At 69.2% G+C, this 24,192-nt stretch carries 24 protein-coding genes; 17 read left to right on the top strand and 7 right to left on the bottom strand.

What is annotated here, in order from left to right; all coding sequences use genetic code 11:
- Positions 1–27: 27 nt before the first annotated feature.
- From HF576_RS12025 to HF576_RS12000, 6 genes are read left to right on the top strand one after another with little or no spacing between them, the layout of a single operon-like run.
- On the top strand, positions 28–1,200 hold the full coding sequence (locus HF576_RS12025; RefSeq protein ID WP_205835222.1) for an MBL fold metallo-hydrolase: 1,173 nt from the start codon (positions 28–30) through the stop codon (positions 1,198–1,200).
- Positions 1,197–1,973, top strand: a complete 777-nt coding sequence (locus tag HF576_RS12020; RefSeq protein WP_168913079.1) for an ABC transporter ATP-binding protein — start codon at positions 1,197–1,199, stop codon at positions 1,971–1,973. The genes HF576_RS12025 and HF576_RS12020 overlap by 4 nt, the downstream gene beginning before the upstream one ends.
- On the top strand, positions 1,970–2,839 hold the full coding sequence (locus HF576_RS12015; RefSeq protein WP_168913078.1) for an ABC transporter ATP-binding protein: 870 nt from the start codon (positions 1,970–1,972) through the stop codon (positions 2,837–2,839). The genes HF576_RS12020 and HF576_RS12015 overlap by 4 nt, the downstream gene beginning before the upstream one ends.
- Complete coding sequence (locus tag HF576_RS12010; protein ID WP_168913077.1) at positions 2,836–3,720, top strand: branched-chain amino acid ABC transporter permease; 885 nt, start codon at positions 2,836–2,838, stop codon at positions 3,718–3,720. Before HF576_RS12015 ends, HF576_RS12010 begins: the two co-directional genes overlap by 4 nt.
- On the top strand, positions 3,717–4,913 hold the full coding sequence (locus tag HF576_RS12005; RefSeq protein WP_168913076.1) for a branched-chain amino acid ABC transporter permease: 1,197 nt from the start codon (positions 3,717–3,719) through the stop codon (positions 4,911–4,913). Before HF576_RS12010 ends, HF576_RS12005 begins: the two co-directional genes overlap by 4 nt.
- On the top strand, positions 4,910–6,163 hold the full coding sequence (locus tag HF576_RS12000) for an ABC transporter substrate-binding protein (RefSeq protein WP_168913075.1): 1,254 nt from the start codon (positions 4,910–4,912) through the stop codon (positions 6,161–6,163). Before HF576_RS12005 ends, HF576_RS12000 begins: the two co-directional genes overlap by 4 nt.
- A gap of 65 nt (positions 6,164–6,228) precedes the next feature.
- On the opposite strand, the gene HF576_RS11995 is transcribed toward HF576_RS12000, so the two are convergent.
- From HF576_RS11995 to HF576_RS11985, 3 genes are all read right to left on the bottom strand, one after another.
- Positions 6,229–7,023 carry a DUF1932 domain-containing protein gene (locus HF576_RS11995; protein ID WP_168913074.1) on the bottom strand — a complete coding sequence of 265 codons (795 nt, stop codon included), beginning with the start codon at positions 7,021–7,023 and terminating at the stop codon, positions 6,229–6,231.
- Positions 7,020–7,925 carry an IclR family transcriptional regulator domain-containing protein gene (locus HF576_RS11990; protein WP_168913073.1) on the bottom strand — a complete coding sequence of 302 codons (906 nt, stop codon included), beginning with the start codon at positions 7,923–7,925 and terminating at the stop codon, positions 7,020–7,022. The genes HF576_RS11995 and HF576_RS11990 overlap by 4 nt, the downstream gene beginning before the upstream one ends.
- Positions 7,926–8,022: 97 nt before the next feature.
- The gene (locus HF576_RS11985; RefSeq protein ID WP_205835221.1) at positions 8,023–9,414 is read right to left on the bottom strand and encodes an aminomethyltransferase family protein; all 1,392 of its coding nucleotides are present in this window, start codon (positions 9,412–9,414) and stop codon (positions 8,023–8,025) included.
- 312 nt (positions 9,415–9,726) lie between these two features.
- Between HF576_RS11985 and HF576_RS11980 the strand changes: the two genes are divergently transcribed.
- From HF576_RS11980 to HF576_RS11960, 5 genes are read left to right on the top strand one after another with little or no spacing between them, the layout of a single operon-like run.
- Entirely contained in the window at positions 9,727–10,506 is a 780-nt protein-coding gene (locus tag HF576_RS11980; protein WP_168913072.1) for an ABC transporter ATP-binding protein, read from the top strand.
- A complete protein-coding gene (locus HF576_RS11975) occupies positions 10,493–11,203 on the top strand; it encodes an ABC transporter ATP-binding protein (RefSeq protein ID WP_168913071.1) in 711 nt (236 codons plus the stop codon). The genes HF576_RS11980 and HF576_RS11975 overlap by 14 nt, the downstream gene beginning before the upstream one ends.
- 3 nt (positions 11,204–11,206) lie before the next feature.
- On the top strand, positions 11,207–12,088 hold the full coding sequence (locus HF576_RS11970) for a branched-chain amino acid ABC transporter permease (RefSeq protein ID WP_168913070.1): 882 nt from the start codon (positions 11,207–11,209) through the stop codon (positions 12,086–12,088).
- Complete coding sequence (locus HF576_RS11965) at positions 12,088–13,245, top strand: branched-chain amino acid ABC transporter permease (RefSeq protein WP_168913069.1); 1,158 nt, start codon at positions 12,088–12,090, stop codon at positions 13,243–13,245. Before HF576_RS11970 ends, HF576_RS11965 begins: the two co-directional genes overlap by 1 nt.
- Complete coding sequence (locus tag HF576_RS11960; RefSeq protein ID WP_240948897.1) at positions 13,242–14,513, top strand: ABC transporter substrate-binding protein; 1,272 nt, start codon at positions 13,242–13,244, stop codon at positions 14,511–14,513. The genes HF576_RS11965 and HF576_RS11960 overlap by 4 nt, the downstream gene beginning before the upstream one ends.
- Before the next feature lie 93 nt (positions 14,514–14,606).
- Here HF576_RS11960 and HF576_RS11955 read toward each other — a convergent pair whose 3' ends face one another.
- A complete protein-coding gene (locus HF576_RS11955; protein WP_168913068.1) occupies positions 14,607–15,266 on the bottom strand; it encodes a GntR family transcriptional regulator in 660 nt (219 codons plus the stop codon).
- Positions 15,267–15,430: 164 nt separating this feature from the next.
- Between HF576_RS11955 and HF576_RS11950 the strand changes: the two genes are divergently transcribed.
- From HF576_RS11950 to HF576_RS11925, 6 genes are all read left to right on the top strand, one after another.
- Positions 15,431–16,927 carry an aldehyde dehydrogenase family protein gene (locus HF576_RS11950; protein WP_168913067.1) on the top strand — a complete coding sequence of 499 codons (1,497 nt, stop codon included), beginning with the start codon at positions 15,431–15,433 and terminating at the stop codon, positions 16,925–16,927.
- A gap of 38 nt (positions 16,928–16,965) precedes the next feature.
- On the top strand, positions 16,966–17,841 hold the full coding sequence (locus HF576_RS11945) for a PaaX family transcriptional regulator (protein ID WP_168913066.1): 876 nt from the start codon (positions 16,966–16,968) through the stop codon (positions 17,839–17,841).
- Positions 17,842–17,932: 91 nt separating this feature from the next.
- The gene (locus tag HF576_RS11940; protein WP_168913065.1) at positions 17,933–20,029 is read left to right on the top strand and encodes a DUF6351 family protein; all 2,097 of its coding nucleotides are present in this window, start codon (positions 17,933–17,935) and stop codon (positions 20,027–20,029) included.
- Between the two features lie 147 nt (positions 20,030–20,176).
- Positions 20,177–20,404: an RNA-binding S4 domain-containing protein gene (locus HF576_RS11935; RefSeq protein ID WP_168913064.1), complete on the top strand. Its 228-nt coding sequence runs from the start codon at positions 20,177–20,179 to the stop codon at positions 20,402–20,404.
- A 72-nt stretch (positions 20,405–20,476) separates the two neighbouring features.
- On the top strand, positions 20,477–21,289 hold the full coding sequence (locus HF576_RS11930) for a tyrosine-protein phosphatase (RefSeq protein WP_168913063.1): 813 nt from the start codon (positions 20,477–20,479) through the stop codon (positions 21,287–21,289).
- Between the two features lie 32 nt (positions 21,290–21,321).
- Complete coding sequence (locus HF576_RS11925) at positions 21,322–22,134, top strand: nucleotidyltransferase domain-containing protein (RefSeq protein WP_343234258.1); 813 nt, start codon at positions 21,322–21,324, stop codon at positions 22,132–22,134.
- A gap of 89 nt (positions 22,135–22,223) precedes the next feature.
- Here the strand turns inward: HF576_RS11925 and HF576_RS11920 are convergent, their stop codons facing one another.
- The 3 genes from HF576_RS11920 to HF576_RS11910 form a co-directional block, all read right to left on the bottom strand.
- Positions 22,224–23,420: a Cmx/CmrA family chloramphenicol efflux MFS transporter gene (locus HF576_RS11920; RefSeq protein WP_168913062.1), complete on the bottom strand. Its 1,197-nt coding sequence runs from the start codon at positions 23,418–23,420 to the stop codon at positions 22,224–22,226.
- A gap of 237 nt (positions 23,421–23,657) precedes the next feature.
- Positions 23,658–23,843, bottom strand: a complete 186-nt coding sequence (locus HF576_RS11915; RefSeq protein ID WP_168913061.1) for a hypothetical protein — start codon at positions 23,841–23,843, stop codon at positions 23,658–23,660.
- A gap of 105 nt (positions 23,844–23,948) precedes the next feature.
- On the bottom strand, positions 23,949–24,192 hold a 244-nt coding region (locus tag HF576_RS11910), incomplete at its 5' end, for an HNH endonuclease (protein WP_168913060.1).

The raw sequence follows: 24,192 nt of genomic DNA, 5'->3' as shown, positions 1-24,192 counted from the left end.
AGCCATCTCAATGATGAGAGGAACCCCATGCAAGACGACGTTCGTGGATTCACCTTCTCGCGCCGCAATCTCATTCAGGCCGCAGGGGTGTCGACACTGGCGGGCTTCGCAGCCGTCGCGACGACCGGCGCAGCAGCTGCACCCGCACTCGCGGCATCTCCGATGAAGCGGCCCCGCGGCGCCGGCACCACGCTGGTGCTTCTCGGCACGGCCGGCGGTCCGACGCTCTACGGGGACCGCGCCGGTGTCTCGTCGGCCGTCGTGGTCGGGGACGCCTTCTATCTGGTCGATCTCGGTCACGGCGCGCTCGGGCGCGTCGCGCAGGCTCAGCTCAGCACCTCCACGGCGCCGAGCGCACGGCCGCTCACCGGGCTCGCCGGCGTCTTCCTGACCCATGTGCACTCCGACCACCTGGCCGAGTACGCCTCGCTCGTCATCAACGGCATGTGGAACGGCGTCAATGACCCGTCGCGACCGGTGCCCGTCTACGGCCCCGGCGATCGCGGCGGGCTGCCGCCTGTGCTCGGGGATCGGCCGGAGCCACCAGTGATCGCGCCCGACGCGCCGACCGCGGGCACGGTGGCCATGACCGCTCGGATCATCGAAGGGTTCGCGGCGGATCTCAACGAGCGGCTCCGCGGCAGCGGCGGCGTCGACCCCGGTGCCGCGTTCGCACCGCACGACATCGCGCTGCCGGCCGGCGCCGCCGGACCGGTGGATCATGCGCCGATGCCGCGCATCAGCCCCATCCCCGTGCACGAGGACTCGCGGGTGCGGGTCACCGCCACGCTCGTGGAGCACTCGCCGGTCTTCCCGTCGTTCGCCTTCCGCTTCGACACCGACGAGGGATCCATCACGTTCTCGGGCGACACCGCGCCGTCCGAGAACCTCATCGAACTCGCACAGGGCACCGACGTGCTGGTGCACGAGGTGATCGACCGGCAATGGGCCGAAGCGCGCTTTCCCGAGCCACGCACGCCGGCCGCCGAGGCGACGCTGCGTCACCTCATCGAATCGCACACCACGATCGAGGACGTCGGCGGCGTCGCGACCGCCGCCGGTGCCGGCACCCTCGTCCTCAACCACCTCGCGCCCGGCGACAACGCGGATTCGCGCTGGCGTCAGGCGGGCAAGGGGTTCGCGGGCCGCCTCGTCGTGGGCCACGACCTCGACGAGATCGCCGTCGGGAGCAAGCGATGACAGTGGGCAAGGACGACAGCACCACGACCCAGGACGCGCTGGATGTCGCCGGCCTGAGCGTGCGGTACGGCCGCTCGATCACGGCCCTGCGCGACGTGAACCTCCGGGTGGGAGACGGCGAGGTCGTCACCCTGATGGGGCTGAACGGCGCCGGCAAGTCGACGCTCGCGCGCGCGATCACCGGGCTGCTGCCGGCGCAGGGCGGGTCGATCGCGGCAGGCTCGATCCGCAGCTTCGGCGAGGATCTGGCGCACCGCTCCCCGCGGGCGATCGTGCGGCACGGCGTCGCGCAGACCCTCGAGGGACGGCGCATCTTCGGCGGCATGTCCGTCAGCGAGAACCTCGACATGGGCGGCGTCACGGTGCGCGGGGCCGAGCTGCGCGCGAATCGCGAGCAGATGTTCGAGCTGTTCCCGCGCCTGGCGGAGCGTCGTGATCAAGCGGCAGGACTGCTGTCGGGAGGCGAGCAGCAGATGCTCGCGGTGGCTCGTGCGCTGATGTCGTCGCCGCGGCTGCTGGTGCTGGACGAGCCGACGCTCGGACTCTCGCCCAAACTGGTCACCTTCGTCGGCGACGCCATCCGCGCGATCCAGGAAGCCGGCACCAGCGTCCTGCTCATCGAGCAGAACGCGACGATGGCGCTGGCCGTCGCCGACCGCGGCTACGTCCTCGAGCACGGCCGCATCATCCACGAGGACACCGCGGCCAACCTGCGCTCCGACGAGGGGCTGCAGCGACTGCTGCTGGGACTCGGATCGGAGGAGGTCGCATGAGCGCTCCGGCACCCGCCCCTCCGCCGCTGCTGGAGGTGCGCGATCTCGAGCTGTCGATCGGCGGACTCCACATCCTCCGCGGCATCAGCTTCGATGTCGCCGAGGGCGAGTTCTTCACCGTCATCGGTCCCAACGGGGCCGGCAAGACGTCGCTGCTGAACGTGATCAGCCGCATCTACCGCCCCACCTCGGGCACCGTGTCGTTCGACGGGCGCTCGCTGCTCGAGGCGAAGCGCACGGCGCTGGCCGACCTCGGCATCGCCCGGACCTTCCAGAACCTCGCGCTGTTCGAGCACATGGATGTCATGGACAACGTCGTGCTGGGCCGTCAGCGCCTGATGCGCTCCGGAGTGCTGAGCGGGGCGGTGTGGTGGGGCCGGGCCCGCCGCGAAGAGACGATCGCTCGGCAGGCGTGCGAGCCGCTCATCGATCTGATGGGCCTCGGCGACTACCTCAGCCGGCCGATCCGCGACCTGCCCTACGGGATCAAGAAGCGCATCGAGCTCGCGCGAGCGCTCGCCGTCGAGCCGCGACTGCTCCTGCTCGACGAGCCGGCCGCAGGCATGAACGACGAAGAGACCGATGAGCTCGCCGAGTGGATCCTGGTGGCCAAGCGTGAGCTCGATCTGACCATCGTGATGATCGAGCACGACATGGGCCTCGTGACGCGCCTCGGTGACCGATCACTCGTGCTCGACTTCGGCACGACCATCACGATCGAATCGCCGCGCGCGGCGATCTCGGACCCGCGCGTCATCGCGGCCTACCTCGGTGACGAGTCCGAAGAGGTCGACGACCCCACCGTGACGGGGACCATCGCGCTGAAGATCCCGAAGCGCCTCGCGAAGAAGGGGGCCCGCCGATGACCGACTTCCTGCAGACACTGGTCTCGGGTATCGCGCTCGGATGCCTCTACGCCGTGCTGGCCCTGGGCTTCGTCGTCGTGGCGCGGGCCTCCGGCATCCTGAATCTCGCGCAGGGCAGTTTCGTGATCCTCGGCGCCTACCTCGCCTACGCGCTGATCCACCAGGCCGGGCTCCCGTTCTGGGTCGGGGTCGTCATCGCGATGGCGGCGGTCGCGGTCTTCGCGGTGCTTCTCGAGGCCCTCGTCGTGCACCGCGTCACCGACCACTTCGCGGCGCTGCTGGTGACCTTCGGCATCACGATCGCGGTGGCCCCGATCGTCACCGCGATCTGGCCGGGCGACTCCCTCAACCTCGACGACCCGTGGGCGCTCGAGGTGATCCGCGTCGCCGGCATCGGCATCACAGCCCGGGACGCGACGCTGATCCCCATCACCGCCGTCCTGCTGCTGGCGTTCTTCCTGTTCTTCCGGTTCACGCGCATCGGGCTGAGCCTGCGTGCCACCGCCATCGACAGCGAGGCCGCCATGGCGCAGGGGGTGAGCACGCGGTTCGTCTTCGGCATCTCGTGGGGCATCGCCGGGGCCCTCGGAGCCTTCGGCGGCGTCGTGCTCTCGACGACGGTGGGCGGCGGCGTCAGGCCCGGCCTCGAGGTCTACGCGTTCCTGGCTCTGCCGGTCATCATCCTGGGCGGGCTCGAATCGCCGCTGGGCGCCGTCGTCGGCGGCCTCATCATCGGCGTCGTGCAGCAGTTCGCGGTGTCGCTCGTGCCCGAGAGCTGGGGGTCGGGCTTCGCCGACGTGGTGCCCTACCTCGTGATGCTCGTGATCCTGCTCATCCGGCCCGCCGGCCTCTTCGGACGCAAGGAGATCAGACGCGCATGACCACCGCCGCTCCCCACGCAGAAGCGAACTCCGCCGACCCGGGCTCGGCCGACGCCGTGCTCGGCCGCAGCACACGGGCACGCGCCCCCAGGCTGTTCGGCACGCTGACCGCCAAGATCCTCGCGATCGTCTTCGTCGTCGCGATCTTCGCCGTGCCTCTCAACATCGGCGACAGCTACGTGCTGACCGTGCTGACCACAGCTGCCATCGCCGCGATCGCGGCGACCGGCCTCAATCTGCTGACCGGCTACGCGGGCCAGATCTCGCTCGGGCACGCGTTCTTCGTGGGCGCCGGGGCGTTCAGCGGGCAGGTGCTCGGCGGCCAGCTCGGTCTGCCGTTCCTGCTGTGGCTGCCGCTGGCCGCTCTCTTCGCCGGGGCGCTCGGTGCGCTCGTCGCGCCGTTCGCGCTGCGACTGCGCGGTCCCTATCTCGCGATCGTGTCGCTGGGGCTCGTGTACATCGGGATCTACGCCGCCCGCAACCTGCCGGCGCTCACCGGCGGCCTCAACGGCACCGTGGTGACGGCGCCCGTCGCGATCGGACCGCTGGATTTCACCTCGCTGCAGATCGGACCGTTCCTGCTCACTCGCGAGCAGGGCATGTTCATCCTGTGCTGGGTGATCCTCGCCCTCGTGCTGCTGGCGACGGCGAACATCGTGCGCTCGCGCTCGGGCAGGGCCATGCAGGCCATCCGCGACCATGACCTCGCCGCCGAGGTGCTGGGCGTGCGGCGGCTGCCGTCGATGATGAACGCCTTCATCGTCTCGTCGGTGCTCGGGGGCCTGGCCGGCGGGCTCCTCGGCGTGCAGCTGCAGTACATCCGTCCCGAGAACTTCGGCCTGGACCTGTCCATCCAGTACGTCGCGATCATCGTCATCGGCGGGCTCGCCAGCATCTGGGGACCGGTTCTCGGAGCCCTGTTCATCGGCCTCGTGCCGGTGATGGCGATCTGGCTGTCGGACTACCTCCCGTTCATCGCGAAGCCGGGGGAGCAGAGCGGGGTGAGCGTGTCGGGCTTCGGCCTGATCGTCTACGGCATCCTCATCGTCGTCTTCCTGCTGTTCCGCCGCGGCGGACTGATCTCGTTCTTCCACCGACCCGCACGCGCCCCGCGCGCGCCCGCCGCGCGGGCCGCGGCATCCGACCCCGCACCAGGGGAATCCACCACACAGAAGGAAGGACCCAGCTCGTGAGAATCCGCACTCTCGGCGTCCTCAGCATGGCCGCAGCAGCGTTGCTGCTGACGTCGTGCGCCGTCCAGACCGCCCCCACCGGCGATGCCCCCGAAGAAGCCCAGGAGCTGACCACGGTCCCCGGCTTCGACATGTCCGACGGGGTGATCCATGTCGGGCAGATGACCGCGCTGAGCGGCCCGCTGGCGCCCTCGTCCAACGAACAGGTCGCCGGCCAGCAGGCGTACTACGACATCGTCAACGCCGAGGGCGGCATCGCGGGGGAGTACCCGGTCGAGGTGATCACCGCCGACAACCAGTACAACCCGCAGCTGGCCGTCCAGGAGTATCAGCGCATCAAGGATCAGGTCGTCATGCTGTCGGGCGTGCTCGGAGACGCCTCGACCGAGGCGCTGCTGCCGATCCTCGAGCAGGACGACGCCGTGGCGCTGCCCTCGACGCAGAGCTCGCGGTTCACGAAGCAGCCCAACCTCGGCATGACGTTCACCTCGTACCAGTCGAACACGTGGAACACGTTGTCTTACCTCTTCGAAGAGGGGCAGATCACGACGGACTCGACGGTGTGCTCGATGATCCAGGCCGACCAGTCCGGCGAGGCGCGCCAGATCGCGCTGGAGTACGCGAGCGAGGAGCTCGGGTTCACGCTCGGACCCAAGACCGAGTTCGCGCCCACCGACACCGCGTTCACCGCGCAGGTGCAGACGCTCAAGAACGCCCAGTGCGAGGTCGTCGTCTTCGGCGGCGCCACGAACAACGTGCCCAACCTCGTCGCCGCCGCGACGCAGCTCGATTACGCGCCGGTGTGGCTGGCCGAGTTCTTCGCGATCGCCCAGTCGTTCAAGGACACCGACATCGCCGGCTACCTCGCCGAGAACTTCCTCATCACGGGACTCGCCGGCAACCTGGATGACACCTCGATCGAGGGCATCGAGCTGCTCACGGAGCAGCTGGGCACGACGCCGACGATGCAGAACGTGTACGGCTTCATGCAGGCCATCACCGCGTCGACGATCCTCGAGAAGGCCGTCGAACTGGGTGACCTGTCGGGGCCCGGCATCATGAACGCGATGGTCGAGCTCGACAAGGTCAGCTACCTCGGCCTCAACGGCGACATGACGTACGGCCCCGCTGAGGACCGGCTGCAGCCCGACACGTCGTCGATCTTCGCCTACGACCCCGCCGCACCGGGCAGCCTCAGCGCACTCGCGACGATGTACGTCGCACCGGACGGACGCGGCCCGGACTTCTGAGCCCGCGCTCGACGCCACGATGCCCGTCCGCTTCCGCGGGCGGGCATCGCCGTGTCACGGCGCGCTCAGCGTGCGTCGTCGTCTGCCGCGAGGCGTTCGAGCCACGCGAGGGTCGCGCGGGTCATGTCGGCCGAGCTCCCCGTCGACTCGAGCATCGCGAGCGCGTCGCGCACCTCGTGCGCGCGGCGCGACGCGTGGCGATGCGTGCCGTCGACGAGCCGGCGAACGAGCGCGTCGCCGTCGGGCCCGAGCTCGCGCGCGATCTGCTCGCGCATCCAGTCCTCCGAGCCGGCCGCGCGCGCTCCGTCCAGCGACTCGATCACGAGGGCCCCGAGCCCCTTCATGAAGACGCTCCGCAGCAGCCGCAGCCTCGCCGCCTCCCCGGCATCCCCGTCCAGCACCTCGATCGGCACCTCGAAGGGCGCGAGCCGGTCGGCCAGTGCCCGCGCACCCGGGCCGCTCGCGAGCATCGGCGTGCGGTGTCCCGCGCGCACGACCGGCGCGAGCACGGCGGCATCGGCCATCAGCACGTCGCGGTCGGCGGCCAGCCGGGCGATCCGCTGCTTGACCTCGGGCGAACCGGTGTTGAGGTCGGCGTAGACGGCGCCCCGTCGCAGGTGCGGCAGGGCGTCGCGGGCGACGGATGCCGCAACCCGGCCGCTCACCAGGCTGAGCGTGACATCAGCCCCCTCGAGGGCCTCACCGAGGTCGGCGAACTGTGCGACCTCGGGCGCACCGAGCTCGTGGGCCGGGTCGAAGCCGCGGACCTCGGCGCCGGCGACGGCGAGACCGCTCGCGTAGCGTCGGCCCGCTTCCCCGAGCCCGAGCACGGCGATCCTCGTGATCGATGCGGCGGTCATCGAAGCTCGCTCACGGGCTCGACGAGTTCGTCTGGCAGGACGCCGGCGTCGTGCGGGTCCGTCTCGAGGCTCTCGAAGTACTCGAGCGATCGCCGCGATCCGCTCACCACGGAGCGGATGCCGTGGGTGCGCTCGTCGACATCGGGCCGGTAGGCGGCGGCGAGGTCGCGCGAGATGCCGGCGGCTGCGCGACGCAGCAGCTCGACGTACGGATGCGCGGACGAGCCGTCGTTGGGGATGACCACGCCGATCGCTGCGTACACCGTGCCGCCGGGGCCGTTGACCGGCACCGCGATTCCCCTCGACTCGAGGTGGATGAAGCCGTCGGCCACCGCGTGCCCGTCGCTGCGCACCTGGCGCAGGCGCTGGCGCAGCTCGGCCGCGGTGCGGATGGTGTTCTCGGTGTACACCCGCAGACCGTGGGCGACGACGTCGGCGACCACCGACGCGTCGGCGTACGCGAGCAGCACGAGTCCGCTCGAGGACGCGTGCAGCGGGATCCGGCCGCCGATCAGCGTCGCGTTGATGACGGCGTCGCGCGTCGACATCCGGTCGATGAACAGCACGTCCCGCCCGCTGAGCACGCCGAGCTGCGCATGCTGACGCACCCGCTCGTGCACCGCGCCGAGCCACGGCCGTGCGATCTCGCGCAGGCCGAGGGCGCCGGGCGTGCGGCTGGCGAACTCCCACAGCCGCACGCCCAGGCGATAGGTCCGGTCGGGCAGGCGCTCGAGCAGGCCCTCCTGCTCCAGTTCGGCGATCAGCCGGTGGGCGCTGGAGCGCGGGATGCCGGCGCCGTCGGCGATCTCACTGAGCGTGAGGAACGGATGCCACGCGTCGAACGTCTCGAGCACGCGCAAGTGCCGGTGCAGCACCGACTCGCCGGCTGATCCTCGTGCCACGGCATCCTCCTCGATGACGCCGCCATGCTAACCCGCAATTCCGTTCAGTGGAACGTCGGGGCGTTTCGTCTCGTTCCGCTCGCTCAACGACCGGGGGTCAGGAATCGGAGCGGTAGACCGTGCGGGCGTAGTCGTGGAACGGCGCGGGGGCGACGGTCGCGCGGATGCGAACCTGCCGATGGACACGGTCCACCGAGTCCTTGCGCGAGATGGGGTCCTCGCCCCACACCACCTCGACCTCTTCGCCGTCGCGGATGCCGGTGTCGAGGGTCGCCAGCGACATGTACAGCTGGTCGAACGCCACGTATCCGGCATCCGTCGAGATCCCCACGCGCTCGCCCCCGCGCAGGACTTCGTCCATCTGGTAGAGCCCGTAGCGGGCCTTGGGGAAGTCGAGGAACTTCGCGGGCGTGCCGGGTTCGATCTGCGAGCGCACCACGGCGGCGACGTCCTCGGAGTTCCACAGCAGTGTCACCTTGCGACGCTGCTGGTTCTCGGCGTGGCGCTCGAGCGCCTCACGACCGTGGAAGTCGTGGTCGAAGCGCACCGAGCGCCCGAGGCCGATGTCGAACGGGGTCATGTAGAAGTCGTGGATGTCGTCGGAGTGCAGCGACCCCGCGACCGAGCCGATGCGGGCCGCCGGAAGCCACTCGCGGTACTCGGCGAAGTCTTCGTCGAACACCGCGGGGAACGGTGTCGGCACCCAGCCCGACTCGAGCGGCGACGAGGAATAGGCCTTGGCGCCCACGCGTCGGATGTCGTGCTCGGCGCCTGCCTCGAGGATCGCCTCGAGCACGACCTCGTTGTCTTCCCACGGTCCGTAGAACTCGAAGCCGGGCTGACCCGCCATGCCGTGGCGCAGCGCCTTGACCGGGCGTCCCGCGATGGTGACATCGCCGATGTGGAAGAACTTGATCTCGGGGGGCGGCCCGCCGAAGATCTTCTCCATCACGATGTCGGCTTTCGGCCCCTGCAGCTCGTAACGGTAGAACGTCGGCGGCCCCTGGCGCATGTGCGAATTCGCCTCGAGGCGGTAGCGGACGTCCTTGCCGGCGTCCTGCGCCTTCTCGATGTTGAACCGCACCCAGTCGATGAGGATGTGGTGGCCGATGAGCACCAGGCCCTCCGGTCCCTCGGCGTTGTAGAAGAGGATGCCGTCGCCGATGATGTAGCCGTCCTGGTTGACCGAGATCAGCTGCTTCGCCACACCCGGCCGGAAGGTCGCGAACGTGTTCGGCGAGATCGAGCTGAGGACGGCGATGAGATCTGCTCCGTCCAGGAACAGCTGGGTCATATGGTGCGACTGGTCCATGAGCGCGACCGTGGTGCTCCATGCGCGCTGTTCGTCCCGCCAGTTGGTGAACTCGGGCGCCACCGGAAAGGTGAATGCCGGCCAGTTCTGGTTGCGCAGCAGCTCGATGGGGCTGCCCGCACGCTCGATCGCCTGGGCCAGTGATTCCGTGCCCGTCTCGGTCATCGTCTTGGTCATCGTCGACCCTCCTGTTCGTTGCGGTCAGCGTAGGTCGAGGTTTCTAATGGCTGGTGGAAGATTCCGTTGAACGGAACTACGGGATGCGGCGAGCGAGGTGCGGGGCGACCATCGAACAAGCACCTCGCGGCGTCGCGGGAGCGGAACGGTCACAATTCGCGCACAGTCGCGCGGTTCACACCAAAATCGTTGACAATCTGGCTGGGGGTCCGTAGTTTTCCCAGCAGGGGAGGACTCGAGTCCCCTGTCGACGCGACGCCGCTGGGCGGCGATGTCGTCGACCGCGACGACGCAACGAAGCGAAAGGGCAGCATGGGCGCGCGATTGACGGTGAGCGACGTCAACCTTCACTTCGGCGGCGTGAAGGTCCTGCAGGAGGTCTCGTTCGAGGTCGCTCCCGGCGAGATCTTCGGCCTCGTCGGACCGAACGGCGCAGGCAAGACCTCGCTGTTCAACTGCATCAGCGGCCACTACCGGCCGAGTTCCGGATCCATTCGCATCGACGACGCCGAAGTGCGCGGCGCGCGGCCGGCGACGCTGGCACGGCACGGACTTGCCCGCACGTTCCAGCACCCGGCGCTGCAGCTGCGCGAAACCGTGCTCGAGAACGTGCTGCTGGGTGCCCACAGCCGGCTGCCCGGCGGCCCCGCGGAGTGGTCGCTCCGCCTGCCGCGCACCGCACGCGCCGAACGTGAGCTGCGTGCCGAGGCCATGGACCTCCTCGAGGCGCACGAACTCGGCTGGGCCGCGGGCACGCGCGCCGACGAGCTGTCGCACGGCCTGCACAAAGGCGTCGAGCTGTGCCGCGCGCTGCTGATGAAGCCTCGGCTGCTGCTGCTCGACGAGCCGGCGGCCGGTCTGCCGCACGGCGAGGTGGAGACGCTGATCGAGACCGTGCGTCGCGTGCGGGATGCCGACATCACCGTGATCATCGTCGAGCACAACATGGGGCTGATCTCGGCGCTCACCGATCGCGTCATGGTCCTCGACCACGGGCGCAAGCTCATGGAGGGCACCGCGGCCGAGGCGCAGGCGGACCCGCGCGTCATCGAGGCCTACATCGGAAAGGACGCCGCGGATGACGCTGCTTGAGCTCGTCGACCTGACCGCGTCGTACGGACCCATCCAGGTGCTGGAGAGCGTGTCGCTCACCGTCCCGGACGGCGGGGCGGTGGGCATCCTGGGCGCGAACGGCGCCGGCAAGACGACGACGCTCCGCGCGATCTCGGGAGCCGTCCGCTCGACGGGCACGCTCCGCTTCGACGGCAAGGACCTGCGGGGGCTCCGGCCCGACCAGGTCGCGGCCCTCGGCATCGCCCATGTGCCGGAGGGACGCGGCACGCTGTCGGATCTGACTGTGCGCGAGAACCTCAAGGTGGGCGCGTACCTCCGCAAGGATCGCAAAGGCATCGCGTCCGACATCGACTACTGCCTCGACCTGTTCCCGCAGCTCCAGGAGCGCATCCGGTCCAACGGTTCGGCGCTGTCGGGCGGCGAACAGCAGATGCTCGCGGTGGCCAGGGCGATCATGGCGAAGCCGCGGCTCATGATGCTCGACGAGGCGTCGCTCGGCCTGGCGCCCAGCACCGCGCGGTCGGTGTACGACGCGATCGGCCGGCTGCGACGCGAGTCGGGCATCGCGATGCTCGTGGTCGAGCAGAATGCGAATCTGGCATTCACGCTCGTCGACACCGCGACCGTGCTCGAGACCGGCCGCAGCGTGCTCACCGGCACGTCCGCCGAGCTTCGCGGCATGGACGAGATCCGCCGCGCGTACCTGGGAGGCTGACGGATGGGGACCTTCATCCAGCTCGTGGTCGACGGCCTGTCGACCGGCTCGATCTACGCGGCGCTCGCGCTCGCGATCGTGCTGGTCAATCAGGCCACCGGCCTCATCAACTTCGCCCAGGGCGGCATGGCGGTGCTGTCGGCCTACGTCGCGTGGGCCGTCTACGGCTGGGGCGTACCGCTCATCGTCGCGATCCTCGTGGCGATCGTCTTCTCTTTCCTGCTCGGCGCGGTGATCGAGCGCTACCTCATCCGCCGCTTCGAAGGCGGCGACCCCGACACCGCCGTCGTGGTGACGATCGGCCTGCTGACCCTGATCACCGGCATCTGCGCGTGGATCTGGACCTACAACAACCGCCTGTTCCCATCGCTGTTCCCGCTCGAGACGTTGCAGATCGCGGGCGCGGTGATCAGCGTCCGCTCGCTCGGGACGTTCATCGTGATCGTGGCGATGATGGGCGTGCTGCAGGCCCTGTTCATCGGCACGAAGCTCGGACTGGCGCTGCGCGCGGTCGCCATCAACCCGCAGTCCTCGGCGTTCTCGGGGCTGCCGGTCGGACGCCTCCTCATGGTGGGCTGGGGCCTCGCGGCCGTGCTGGGCGCGGTCGCCGGCGTGCTGGTCGCTCCGCAGCTCACTCTCACCCCCGGAATGATGGACTCCGCGCTGGTGTACGCGCTGGCCGCCTGCATCCTGGGCGGATTGTCGAGTCCCGTCGGCGTCGTCGTCGCGGCCTGGCTCATCGGCGTGCTCGAGAACCTCGCCGCCGTCTACGTGCCCTTCATCGGGCATGACCTCAAGATCGCGGTGCCCTTCATCCTCATCTTCGTGGTGCTGATCATCCGGCCTCAGGGCCTCTTCGGCCGGAAAGCGGTGGTGCGCGTCTGATGTCGACCACAACGGATCTCAATCGCACCCGCCCCGCCGCGGCATCCGGCTTCTTCTCCAAGCCCTGGGTGCAATGGACCGGCGTCGCGCTGATCGTGGTGCTGCTGCTCGTGCTGCCCCTGCTGCTGCCGGAGTTCGCGAACCAGACCATCGCGCGCATAGGGGTGTTCGCCGTCGCGGTTCTGGGCCTCAACGTCGTCATGGGCTACACCGGCCAGGTCTCGCTCGGCCAGATCTTCTTCGTCGGGCTGGGCGCGTACGTCACCGCGTACGGCGTCGACCAGGACTGGAACGTCGTGCTCGTCTTCGTGCTGGCGTGCCTCGTGCCCGCCGTCGTCGGACTGCTCATCGCCCTCGCCGCCGCCCGGCTGGGCGGCCTTGCCATCGCCATGGTCACGATCGCCCTTCCCATCGTCGGAGTGCCACTGGCAAAGCGGCTGTCGGACTTCACCGGCGGCTCGCAGGGCACCTCCGCGCGATTCACGGATGCCCCGGAATGGACGGGCCTGTACGACGATCAGTGGCAGCTGTACCTGGTCTTCCTCATCGGCGGCATCACGTTCCTGCTCACCCGCAACCTGGTACGGGGCAAGTACGGGCGCGCCTTCGCCATCGTGAAGGGCAACGAGGCGGTCGCGGCATCCATGGGCGTCTCGCCGTACCGCTACAAGGTGCTCGCCTTCACGATCGCCTCGCTCATCGGCGGCGTCAGCGGCTTCCTCTACATGGTGGTCGTGCAGTACACGTCCCCCGAGACGCTGCACTTCGGGCACTCGATCGAGCTGCTGGCCTCGATGGTGATCGGCGGCGCGGGAAGCATCCTCGGTTCGCTGCTCGGCGGCGCGTGGTACGTGCTGGTGCCGCAGATCACGAACATCATCGATCCGAACATCACGGCCGTCCTGCAGGGAGCGATCCTGCTCGTCGTGCTCTTCGTCCTTCCCGGCGGTCTCGTCTCGCTTCCGAGACTGTGGCGCCGCCGCCGCTCGTCGGGGCAGCACTCGTCGGGGAAGGGCCCGTCGGCGCCGCGTTCGGACTCGCCGACCACGAACTCGCCGGTCGCAGAGCCGCCGACCACGAACTCGCCGGTCGCAGAGTCGCCGACCACACAGCCACACACCACACAGTCAGAACCAAGAGAGAGGCAGGACCCATGAGCATCAACCGCAAGAGGATGCGGATCGCTTCGGTCGTCGCGGGGATCGGCGTCATCGCCGTCCTCGCTGCCGGATGCGCCCGAGGCGGGGGTGGCGATGGCGGCGGAGACGGGGGCGGCGAAGCGGCCGCGAGCCCCGGCATCACCGACTCGTCCATCACCCTCGGCATCACGACTCCGCTCAGCGGTCCGACCGCGGGGCCGGGCACCTGCACGGTCGCCGGCATCACCGCGTACTTCGGCGCCCGCAACGCCGAGGGCGGCGTCGAGTTCGGCGACGGCCAGACCCGCACCGTCGAGATCGAGGCGCTGGACGACGAGTACGACCCGCAGAAGGCCAAGGCGAACTACGACCAGCTCAAGGGCAGCGTGTTCGCGATGACCTCGGGCCTGGGGACGCCGACCAACCGCGCGTGGCGCGAGGCGGCGATCGCCGACGAGGTGCCCCAGGTGCTGATCCAGACCGGCGACCCGATCTTCAGCGATGCGGAGGAGAGCCCGTGGCAGCTCGGCTTCGTGCCGATCTACCAGAACGAGGGCGAAGCCTTCGGCGAGCTGCTGGCCACCTCGGGTGAAGACCACAAGGTCGCGATCCTGTCGCAGAACGACGACTACGGCGAGGGCTACGTCGAGGGCTTCAAGTCGGCCATCGAAGGCGCCGACAACATCGAGATCGTCGGCGAGCTCACGTACGAGGCCACCGACGCCTCGGTCGACGCGCAGCTGACCGAGCTGGCGGCGACCGACGCCGACGTGTTCTTCAACGCGATGTCGATCACGCCGCTGGTGATCTCGTCGCTGCAGAAGACGCAGGAGCTCGGCTGGCTGCCCAGCTGGTTCCTGCCGTCGAACACGTCCAGCCCGGGAGCGATCCTCGAGCCCGGCGGGGCGACCGCGTTCCCCGGTGTGTACACGGTGTCGTTCGCGAAGGCTCCGCAGAGCCCCGCGTACGCCGAGGACGAGGACGTCGTGGCGTTCCTCGACAGCCTCGCCGAGTACGCGAACTACCCCGAGGTGCCGGCCTTCCCGCACTGCATGTGGAGCTACATGATCGGCGCGACGCTCGAGCAGGTCTTCGCCAAGATGACCGAGCCGACCCGCGAGGACTTCATGGAGCAGCTGCGCACGATCTCGGACTTCCAGGCGCCGCTGATGCTCGAGGGCACCGCGGTCGACACGACCGAGGACGGACAGCCGGCGGTCTCGTCGCTGCAGGTGGTCAAGTACAACGGCAGCGGCTACGCGCCGGCCGAGGCCTGGGGCGAATGAGCTGAAGACATGAAGAAGGGGCGGCCGGAGGCATCCGGTCGCCCCTTCCTTCGTGTGGGTCCAGGCGTGCGGTGCGTGCGGCGTCTCGCCGCGTCACTCCATGCCGTGGAGCACGTCGACGATGCCCGAGAGGTGCGCGCGGGTCGCGGCCTCGGCGGCGTCGGGGTCGCGCGAGAGCATCGCGTCGATGATCGCGATGTGCTCGGGCGCCGAGCGCGCGGCCCGGCCGGGATGGAAAGCCAGCCGGAACTGATGGCGCGCGGACTGCGCGCGCAGGCGCTCGAGCAGCTGCGTCGCCGTCGCGTGGCGGCTGAGGTCGCGGATCCGCCGGTCGAGCTCCTGGTTGAGCCGCGAGTACTCGACGAGGTTGCCGGTCGTCACGGCGACCTCGATCGCGGCGCGCAGATTGCGCAGCTCGGCGGCATCCTGATCGGTCAGATTCTCGGTCGCCTTGCGGGCGCACAACGTCTCGAGCCCGATGCGCACTTCGACGATCTCGATGGCTTCATCGACGCTGATCGCTCGCACGCGCGCGCCCCGGTTGGGGAGCCTTTCGACCAGGCCCTCGCCGGCGAGATTGAGCAGGGCCGTTCGAACGGCCGCGCGCGACGCTCCGTACTTCTCGCTCAGATCGGCTTCGATCAGACGCTGGTGGGGAGCGAACTGCGCGTCCAGGATGGCGTCCCGGATCTGCTGCGTGAGGTCGAGGCGTCCGGTGGCCTCTTCCGCCTCCGTCGCCGCGGCATCCGTCATCTCTGCTGTCCCCTTTCGACGCCGTCGTCCGTGCTCCGACACTATCCGGTGGCCAGGGTATTTCATACGAGATTCACGCGAATATCGTCGACAATCTTGATTCGCACGCATGGAAGATGCACCCTGGAATCGGGCGAACAGACGCACAGAGAGGTGGTCGTGCCATGAGCGGCACTGCGACGGAGACCGGAGTCCGGACGGGACTGTTCATCGGCGGTGAAGAGCGGTTCACCGATGATGTGCTGGCGGTGGCGGACCCGGGCAAGAAGGGCGCGATCGTCGGCGAGGCGGCGGCGGCATCGCCGGACGACGTGGCCGATGCGGTCGCGGCTGCGAAGGCCGCCTACCCCGCCTGGACGGCGCTGAGTCCGCAGGAGCGGGCGCGACTCATGACCGAGGCGGTCGCCGGCATCGCCGACGAGCGCGATGAGGACGCCGCGATCCTGTCGCAGGAGAACGGCAAGGTGCGGATGGAGGCGTGGGTCGACGCGCTCGTGTTCGAGATCCGGTGGAACCTCGCCCTCATGCTGGTCGACGAGGTGGACGCGTCCAAGACGCTGCCCGTCGTGCCCGGCGCGATCCCGGTGTCGACCGAGGTCTCTTACCAGTCGCTCGGAGTGGTGACGGTGATCGTGCCGTTCAACTGGCCGATCGCCATCCTGGGCGCCTCGCTCCCGCACGCGCTGCTCGCCGGCAACACCGCGATCGTCAAGCCGCCGCCCTCGGCGCCGCTGGCGACGACGCGCGTCGTGCAGCGGGTGGCCGAGAAGCTGCCGCCCGGCGTGCTCAACGTCGTCACCGGCAAGGACGAGAACATGGCGGGGCTGATCCAGAACCCCGACGTGGCGAAGGTGTGCTTCACGGGCTCCGTCAACGGTGGCAAGCGCATCATGGAGATGGCGTCCAAGACCCTCACGCGGGTGACGCTCGAGCTGGGCGGCAACGACGCCGCGGTCTTCCTCGAGGACGCGATCCTCGACGAGACGCACCACGACCGGCTGTTCGCGGCGATCTACGACACCACCGGGCAGATCTGCATGAACGCCAAGCGCGTCTTCGTGCACCGGTCCCGCCTCGACGAGGTGGTCGCGGGACTCACGGAACGGCTGGAGAAGACGGTCCTCGGCTACGGTCTCGACGACGGCACGACGATGGGCCCGCTGCATCAGCCTGCGCAGAAGGCGTTCGTCGACGAGATCATCCAGGAGGCGAAGGATGCCGGAGCGGACGTCCGTGAGTTCGGCTCGATGCCCGACGGCGACCTCGCCGGCGGCAACTTCGTGCGGCCCGCGCTCGTGGTCGACCCTCCGCTCGAGCTGCGCGTCGTGACGCAGGAGCAGTTCGGTCCCGTCATCCCGATCATCCCGTTCGACACCGAGGACGAGGCGGTGCGGCTTGCGAACGACACGTGGGGCGGCCTGTGCGGGTCGGTGTGGACGGGGTCGCCCGAGGCCGCGCAGCGCGTCGGCTCGCAGCTGGAGTGCGGGTACGTGTGGGTCAACGACCACGGCGCCACCCGTCTCGACCTGCGCGCCCCGTTCGGCGGTATGAAGCAGTCCGGCTTCGGCCGGGAGCAGGGCATCGAGGGCGTCCGCGCCTTCCAGGACACCCGCTCGATCGCGACGATCGATCCGGAGGCTCTCGCCGCGATGGCGCACTGACCGCCGGCCCGGATCCGGCGGGTGCCATGATGTAGGCCATGACTCTCGCCGACGAGGGGCCCGGCGGGCCCGGGATCCGCCGCGCGTCTCCGGTGCGGCACGTGCTGACGATCTTCGGCGACTACTGGTGGCACATCGACGAGCCGATGCCGACGGGTGCGCTCGTGCGGGTGCTCGGCGATCTGGGGCTCAAAGAGGCGGCGGCCCGCGCCACTCTCGCCCGAATGTCGAAGAGCGGCCTGCTGGTCGCGGACCGCACCGGCCGGCGCACGACGCATCGCCTCACCGAGCGCGCGGCATCCATCGTCGATGAAGAGGCGTCCTGGCTCGACACCTTCGGTGTGGAGGAGCCGGCCTGGGACGGACTGTGGACGGTGCTGGCGTTCTCGATCCCGGAGTCGCAGCGGTCCACGCGCCATCTCGCGCGGTCGAGGCTCAAGTGGCTCGGGTTCGCGCCGCTCTACGACGGCGTATGGCTCTCGCCGCTCGACCACGCCGGCGAGGCGATGGCGCAGCTGCGTGAGCTGGGTATCGCCGATGTGACCGCGATGCGCGCGAGCCTCGAGACCTCGATCCAGGGCGGCCCGCAGTCGGCGTGGGACCTGCAGGCCGTGGCAGAGCAGTACCAGGAGTTCGCGGCGGCTGTGGCGGCGACGGATGCCACGTCCCCCGTCGCGGCGTTCGTCGAGCGCACCCGGCTCATGCTGGGGTGGCAGGCGTTCCGTGTGCTCGACACCGGGATGCCGGCCGAGCTGGTGCCGACGGGGTGGCCCCGCGTGGCGGTGCGTCGCGCGTGGATGCAGCTGTACAACCGGCTGGGTCGGCCCGCCGAGGAGCACGTGCGCGGGGTGGTCGGCAGCATCGACGCCGAGGCGCGCGAGCTCGTGACGAGTCGGCGCCTCTCCGATAGTTGATCTTTCATTGACGAGCGTCACACAGAGTTCTACTCTGTGGCGTGAGGGCGGCAATGGGGCCGCTCCACTGACGACGATGTCGGAGGATTCGATGAAGCGATCCAGGTACAGGGCGCGCGCGTTCGGGGTCGGCGTGCTCGCCGCATCCGGTGCACTGATGGCGGGGCTGCTGCTCGCCCCCGCCGCGGGCAATGCGGCGCAGCCCGTTCAGATCGACGTGCTGTCGGGGCGCGCCGATTCGGTCTCGGGCGGCGACGCGCTCGTCTCGGTGACGGGTGCCCGTCGCGACTTCCGCATCGTGGCGGCGGGAGTCGATGTGACCGAGTCGTTCCAGCCGTTGGGTGGCAGCCTGGTCGGACTCGTCGACGATCTTCCGCTCGGTGTGAGCGAGATCACGGTGACGAAGAAGAACGGTCAGGTGCAGACGTCGCTCGAGGTCGAGAACCACCCGATCACGGGTCCGGTGTTCTCCGGGCCGCAGCATCCGATGTACTGCACCGCGTCGGGGGCGCCGTGGAATCTCGGGGCGGTCGACGAGGACTGCCACGTCGCCGCGCCCGTCGTGAGCTACAGCTACCGCACGACGGCGGGTCAGTTCGTGGCGTATCCGACGGATGGGTCGGTACCGGCCGATGTGGCGACGGCGACGGTCGACGGGGTGAGCGTGCCGTACGTGGTGCGCATCGAACGCGGCACCATCAACCGGGCCGTGTACGAGACCGCGATGCTGCACCAGCCCGGTACGCCCGAGCCCTCGCCGGTGCAGGCCGAGCCCGGCTGGAACGGCAGGCTCGCCTACACGTTCGGCGGCGCGTGCGGCGTCGGCTACTGGCAGGGCAGCAGCACGGGCGGCGTGCAGAACGACCTGTTCCTCAGCCGCGGATATGCCGTGGCATCCGCGACCTTCAATGTGTATGCGCAGAACTGCAACGACGTCACGAGCGCCGAGACGGCGATGATGGTCAAGGAGCACGTGGTCGAGCAGCTCGGTCCTGTGACCTACACGGTCGGCTCCGGCGGGTCGGCCGGCACGATGCAGCAGCTGCTGCTGTCGAACAACTACCCGGGGATCCTCGACGGCGTGCTCGGCGAGATCGGCTACCCCGACGAGCGGTCCACCACGATCGGCGGGCACGATTGCCGCGGCCTGCAGAACTACTGGAACTCGCCCGCCGGTGCCGGATGGACCGAGGCGCAGAAGGTCGCCGTCACAGGGCACGCCCTCTCGGGGACGTGCTTCGGGTTCACGTTCTTCGACGGCGTCGACGACCCCAACCGGGGATGCAACGCCGCGATCCCGGTCGCCGACCGCTGGTCGCCGTCGAACCCCGAGGGGCTGCGGTGCACCATCGCCGACATGGTGAAGAACGTGTACGGAACGGATGCCGAGGGCCGTGGCCTGCGCGTCGAGCCCGACAACGTCGGCGTGCAGTACGGCTGGAACGCCCTGCACGAGGGTGCGATCACGGTCGAGCAGTTCGTGTCGCTCAACGAGCGCATCGGCGGCATGGACGTCGACGGCGCCCGCACCACCGAGCGTTCGGAGGCCAGTGTCGAAGCGATCGAGCGAGCCTACGAGACCGGCCGCGTCAACATGATGACGGGCGGCCTGGAGTGGACGCCCGTGATCGAGATCCGCAACTACACGGATCCGACCGGCGACTTCCACGAGCGCTACCGCTCGGCGATCATCCGGGAACGGATGCTGGCCGCCCACGGTGACGCCGGCACGCACGTGAGCTGGACCGGGGCGAACATCCCGGCCAACACTGCGGCGATGCGTGCTGCCGCGCTCGACCAGCTCGAGGCGTGGCTGGATGCGATCGAGGCGGCGGGCGGTCCCGCTGACCGCGAGCGCACGATCGCGGCTCGGCCTGCCGGATTGGTGGACGGATGCTTCGACGCCCAGATGGGCTTCATCGAGGAGGTGCTGGACTACGACGACCCGACGACGGCGTGCAACCAGCTCTATCCGTTCCACTCGCAGCCACGGGCCGAAGCGGGCATGCCGCTGCTGGCCGACGGGCTCAAGTGCGCGCTCACCGACGCCGAGCGTGCCGACTATCCGGCGATGAGCGACGAACAGTGGCAGCGCCTGTCGGCGGTGTTCCCCGACGGCGTGTGCGATTGGTCGCAGCGCCCGCAGGGCTACGCCGAGCTCGATGGCACCTGGCTGAGCTTCGGCTGACCTCGGCAGCGCGCGTCGGAAGGGCAGGTCCTTCGCACGCGGGGTCCTGCCCTCCCGCTGTAGCCCCCGCCGTCCTAGGCCCGCGGGATCGAATCGGTCTCGGACGCCTGGCTTCGGGGCAGAATCCTGGTCGGCTAGCATTCGGGGATGACCGATGCGCAGCCGATCGACGACGTCTCGATCGGCGGTGAGACCATCCGCCTCGGGCCGTTCCTGAAGTTCGCCGGTGTCCTCGACTCCGGTGGGAACGTGAAAGAGGCCATCATCGACGGCTATGTGAGCGTGAACGGCGAGGTGGACCGCCGCCGCGGGCGCCAGCTGCAGCTCGGGGACGTCGTCAGCTTCGAGGGACGCAGCTTCCGCGTCCGCCCGTGACAGCGCCGGTGGCGGTGCGGTCGCACGGTGACAGATCGATACGCTGAGGGCACACCAGGGGGAGGAGCCTTCATGTCTGAGCAGGCCGTGTTGCAAGTGACGTACAACTCGCGCGACCTCGGCGGCCTTCCCGCGGATGACGGCGGCACCATCACTCCGCGAACCGTGTTCCGCTCGGACGCGCTCGCAGGACTCACCGACGACGGGCTGCAGTCGCTCACCGACCTCAACATCGGTACCGTGGTCGATCTGCGCACCGATGGAGAGCGCGCGAGGGCGGCCGACCGCCTCCCCACCGATGGCAGCGTCCGCTTCCTCCCACTGCCGGTGCAAGGCGGCGCGATGGACGAGATGGTGCAGAAGCTTCTGCCCACCAACGACGACACCGTCCTGTCCGAGGAACAGCTCACCGCGATCGTGGATCAGGTGCCGACTCTCGAGGAGCTCTACCTGGCGATCCTCGCCGGCAGTGCACCGCAATTCGCGGAACTGGCTCGAGCGGTGATCGATGCCGCAGAGACCGAACGACCCGGCGTGCTCTTCCACTGCACAGCCGGCAAGGATCGCACCGGCCTTGCGGCCGCCCTGTTGCTCCTCGTCGCAGGCACGCCGCGGGAAGTGATCGTCGACGATTACATCCAGACCGGCAAGAACCTCGCCGGGGGCTTGGCCGAAACGCTCACTGCCCTCATCACGAGCATGGGTGTGCCGTTGACGCCGAGGCTCAAGACGCTCGCAACGGAGTCGCCGGCGTCTGCCATCGAGGCCGCGATGGACTGGGTCTCATCCGAGCACGGCGACGCCGCCGGCTATCTCGGTACCGGCGGCATGTCGGTCGATGAGCTCGACGACCTGAAGCGCGTGCTCACCACACCCGCTCGGTAGCCGCGAGCGAGAGTCCGCATATCGTTGCTGAGGTGATCAGTGACGGCCGCCTTCGACAGATGGCGGAGGAACTCGTGGCGGTGCGCGGAGTGCGAGCAGTGGCTCTGGGCGGAAGCCGGGCCCGCGGAGCCCACCGGCCTGATTCCGACGTCGATCTCGGGGTCTACTACGACCGGGAACTGCTCGATGTCGACGCTCTCGCGGTTCTCGCGCACCGTTGGGTCGGCCGTCGAGTCGAGATCGCGCCACCCGGCGGCTGGGGTCCGTGGGTCGACGGCGGCGGGTGGCTCTCGGTCGAGGGCACCGATGTGGACTGGATCCTGCGAGACATCGGCCGCGTCCGCGAGCAGTGTCACCGGGCGCGCGCGGGGGAGTTCGGGTTCTTCGCGCAGCCTGGTCATCCTCTCGGGTTCCTGGACGTCGCCTACGCCGGCGAGGTGGCTGTGGCCATCCCGCTGCAAGACCCCGAGGGCCTCCTCTCCGAACTGAGGACTCTCATGACGCCCTACCCGGCCGCGCTGCGAGCGGCGATGTTCCGCAACCTCTGGCAGGTGGACTTCCTGTTGGACGGCGCGGCGAAGGGCGCCAAGCGCGGTGATGTGGCCTACGTGGCGCTCTGCGCGACGACCGCGGTGATGTTCATCGCGCATGCCTGGCACGCGGCGGCCGGCGAGTGGGTCGTCAACGAGAAGGGTCTCGTCCCCGGCGTTGCCCGCCTGCACGTCGACTCTCGCGGGTTCTCGGAGTCCGCGGCGGATGTCCTCGCCGACCTCGGGCGTGATCCGGCGGACCTCACACGGGCGATCGATGATCTCCGCGCCCTTCCCCGCCCCGAGCCCATGTGAATGAAGGGGCGTTGCGCGGCGTGGGCGTTGGGGTGGAGGGGTGCGGCGTCCGTTTAGGAATTCGACCGGTAGTAGGCGTCCGAGAACCATCACGGGCGCGATTCGGCGAGTCCGTCACTTCGGATGCCTCGGGGTGCGATCAGTCCCATTGCCGGTATCGCGATGAGGAGTGCCAGCCCTGAGGCGATCGCCGCCACCCAGACGGGTCCCGTGAGGCCGAGCGGTGTGGTCAGAGCCATGGCACCTGCGATCGGTCCAGCCACGGCACCCACGTTGAGCGCGGCGGTCGCGTAAGAGCCGCCCATCGTCGGTGCAGCGCCGGCTGCGTAGAGCACGCGGGTGATCAGTGTGCTGCCGACTCCGAAACTGAGGACGCCCTGCACGAAGACCAGACAGAGGAATGCCGTAGGGCTCGATGAGGTGACGGCAAGTCCCACCCACCCGACGATGAGCAGGGCGCCGCCGATGACGAGTACCGGCCGGGGCCGGCGATCAGAGAGCCGGCCGGCGATCATCACACCCGCGAACGATCCGATGCCGAAGAGGACCAGCACGATCGGAACCCACGAGCGCCCGAGTCCGGCGACGTCGGTTGCCACCGGAGCCAGGAATGTCAGAGCAGCGAAGGTTCCCGCGTTGACGAGGGCCGCGAGGATCATCACCACGAGGAGGCGAGGCGCCGCCAGTTGCGCGAGCTCTGATGTGAGCTCGGGGACACGCTCCTCGTCGGTCGCGCCGGCCAATCGCGGGTTGAAGCCGATCGCGACGCCGACGACGGCAGGTACGCACAGGACCGCGATCGCCCAGAAGGTCGACTGCCATCCCCATGCCGCGCCGAGCGCTGCGCCGGCGGGCACGCCCGCCACGGTGGCGACGGTTGTGCCGGCAAGCAGGACGGCGACCGCCCGGCCCTTCTTCGTCGGCCCGACGAGCCTCGACGAGGCAGTCAGCGCCACGGCGAGAAACCCGGCATTGACGAACGCCGCCACCATGCGGGTGACGACGAGAACGGTGAAGTCCGAAGTGGTCGCTCCCACGATGTGTGCTGCAGCGAAGAGCAGGATGAAGGCGAGCAGGCTGCCGCGCACGGGCAATCGGCGGGTGATGGCGGCCATGAAGGGAGCCCCGACGACCATGCCCACTGCGAACGCAGAGGTGAGGGTGCCGGCGGTTCCGACCGGGACGTCGAAGTCGGCGGCGATGTCTTGCACCAGCCCAGACAGCATGAATTCGGATGTGCCCATGGCGAAGACCACGAGCGCGAGCAGATAGAGGACGAAAGGCATTGAGAGCTCCGGAGACAAGGCGAACGGGGACGCGTGGTCACCACGAACAGCCCCATCGCACCGGGCGATGTGCTCTACGGAGCTCGGAACTCAGCGGTTCCCGGGGCTAACGGAGTGACCGATAGCCCCTTTCCTGGATGCCTCAGGACTCGACATGCGCTCGAGATTACCTGACCTCCACGCGACGCCGCGCCGTCAACCATGTCCTGAGCTGCAACGTGCGGGGCAGCAACACACCTAGTCGCCGTCGATGGCGCCGATCGCGCCACCCGCCTCCACTGCAGAGGGCTCCCGGTCCTCGAGCGACACGGCTGCCGACGAGCCCTCCGAACCGCCCGCGCGGAGGTTGGCTCCCTCGAGCGCGCGCTCGATGGCCAGGTCGAGCTCTGATCCAGGCCGGATGTCTCGGTCGTCCACTGACATGTTGCCTCCTGCGCCCACTGTAGCCACGACGACGGTGAGCAACCAGGGCGTCACCGGCAAAGCCATATCGGTGTACCGCGTCGGCGTGACCCGGCTCGCGTGGATTCAGGTGCGCAGGGCGATGTGGTCGCGTGTGCGGGTGGGGGATTTGGTGGCGGGTCGCCATTGTCGCGTGTGGTCCCACCAGGAGGGTCCGCGGACATAGGGGATGCCGTCTTGCACGCGGATCTGCCAGTTGCCGGTGTCGAGGGTGCGGTGGTGGAACCAGCACAGCAGGACGCCGTTGTCGGTATGGGTGGGCCCGCCCCGTGAGTGTTCGGTGACGTGATGGATTTCGCACCATTGCGGG

It is taken from the genome of Microbacterium salsuginis, from assembly GCF_012524205.1.
Taxonomy (GTDB): domain Bacteria; phylum Actinomycetota; class Actinomycetes; order Actinomycetales; family Microbacteriaceae; genus Microbacterium; species Microbacterium salsuginis.
Note: the sequence above shows the minus strand (reverse complement) of the source record. Positions and strands in the feature narration are given on the sequence as shown.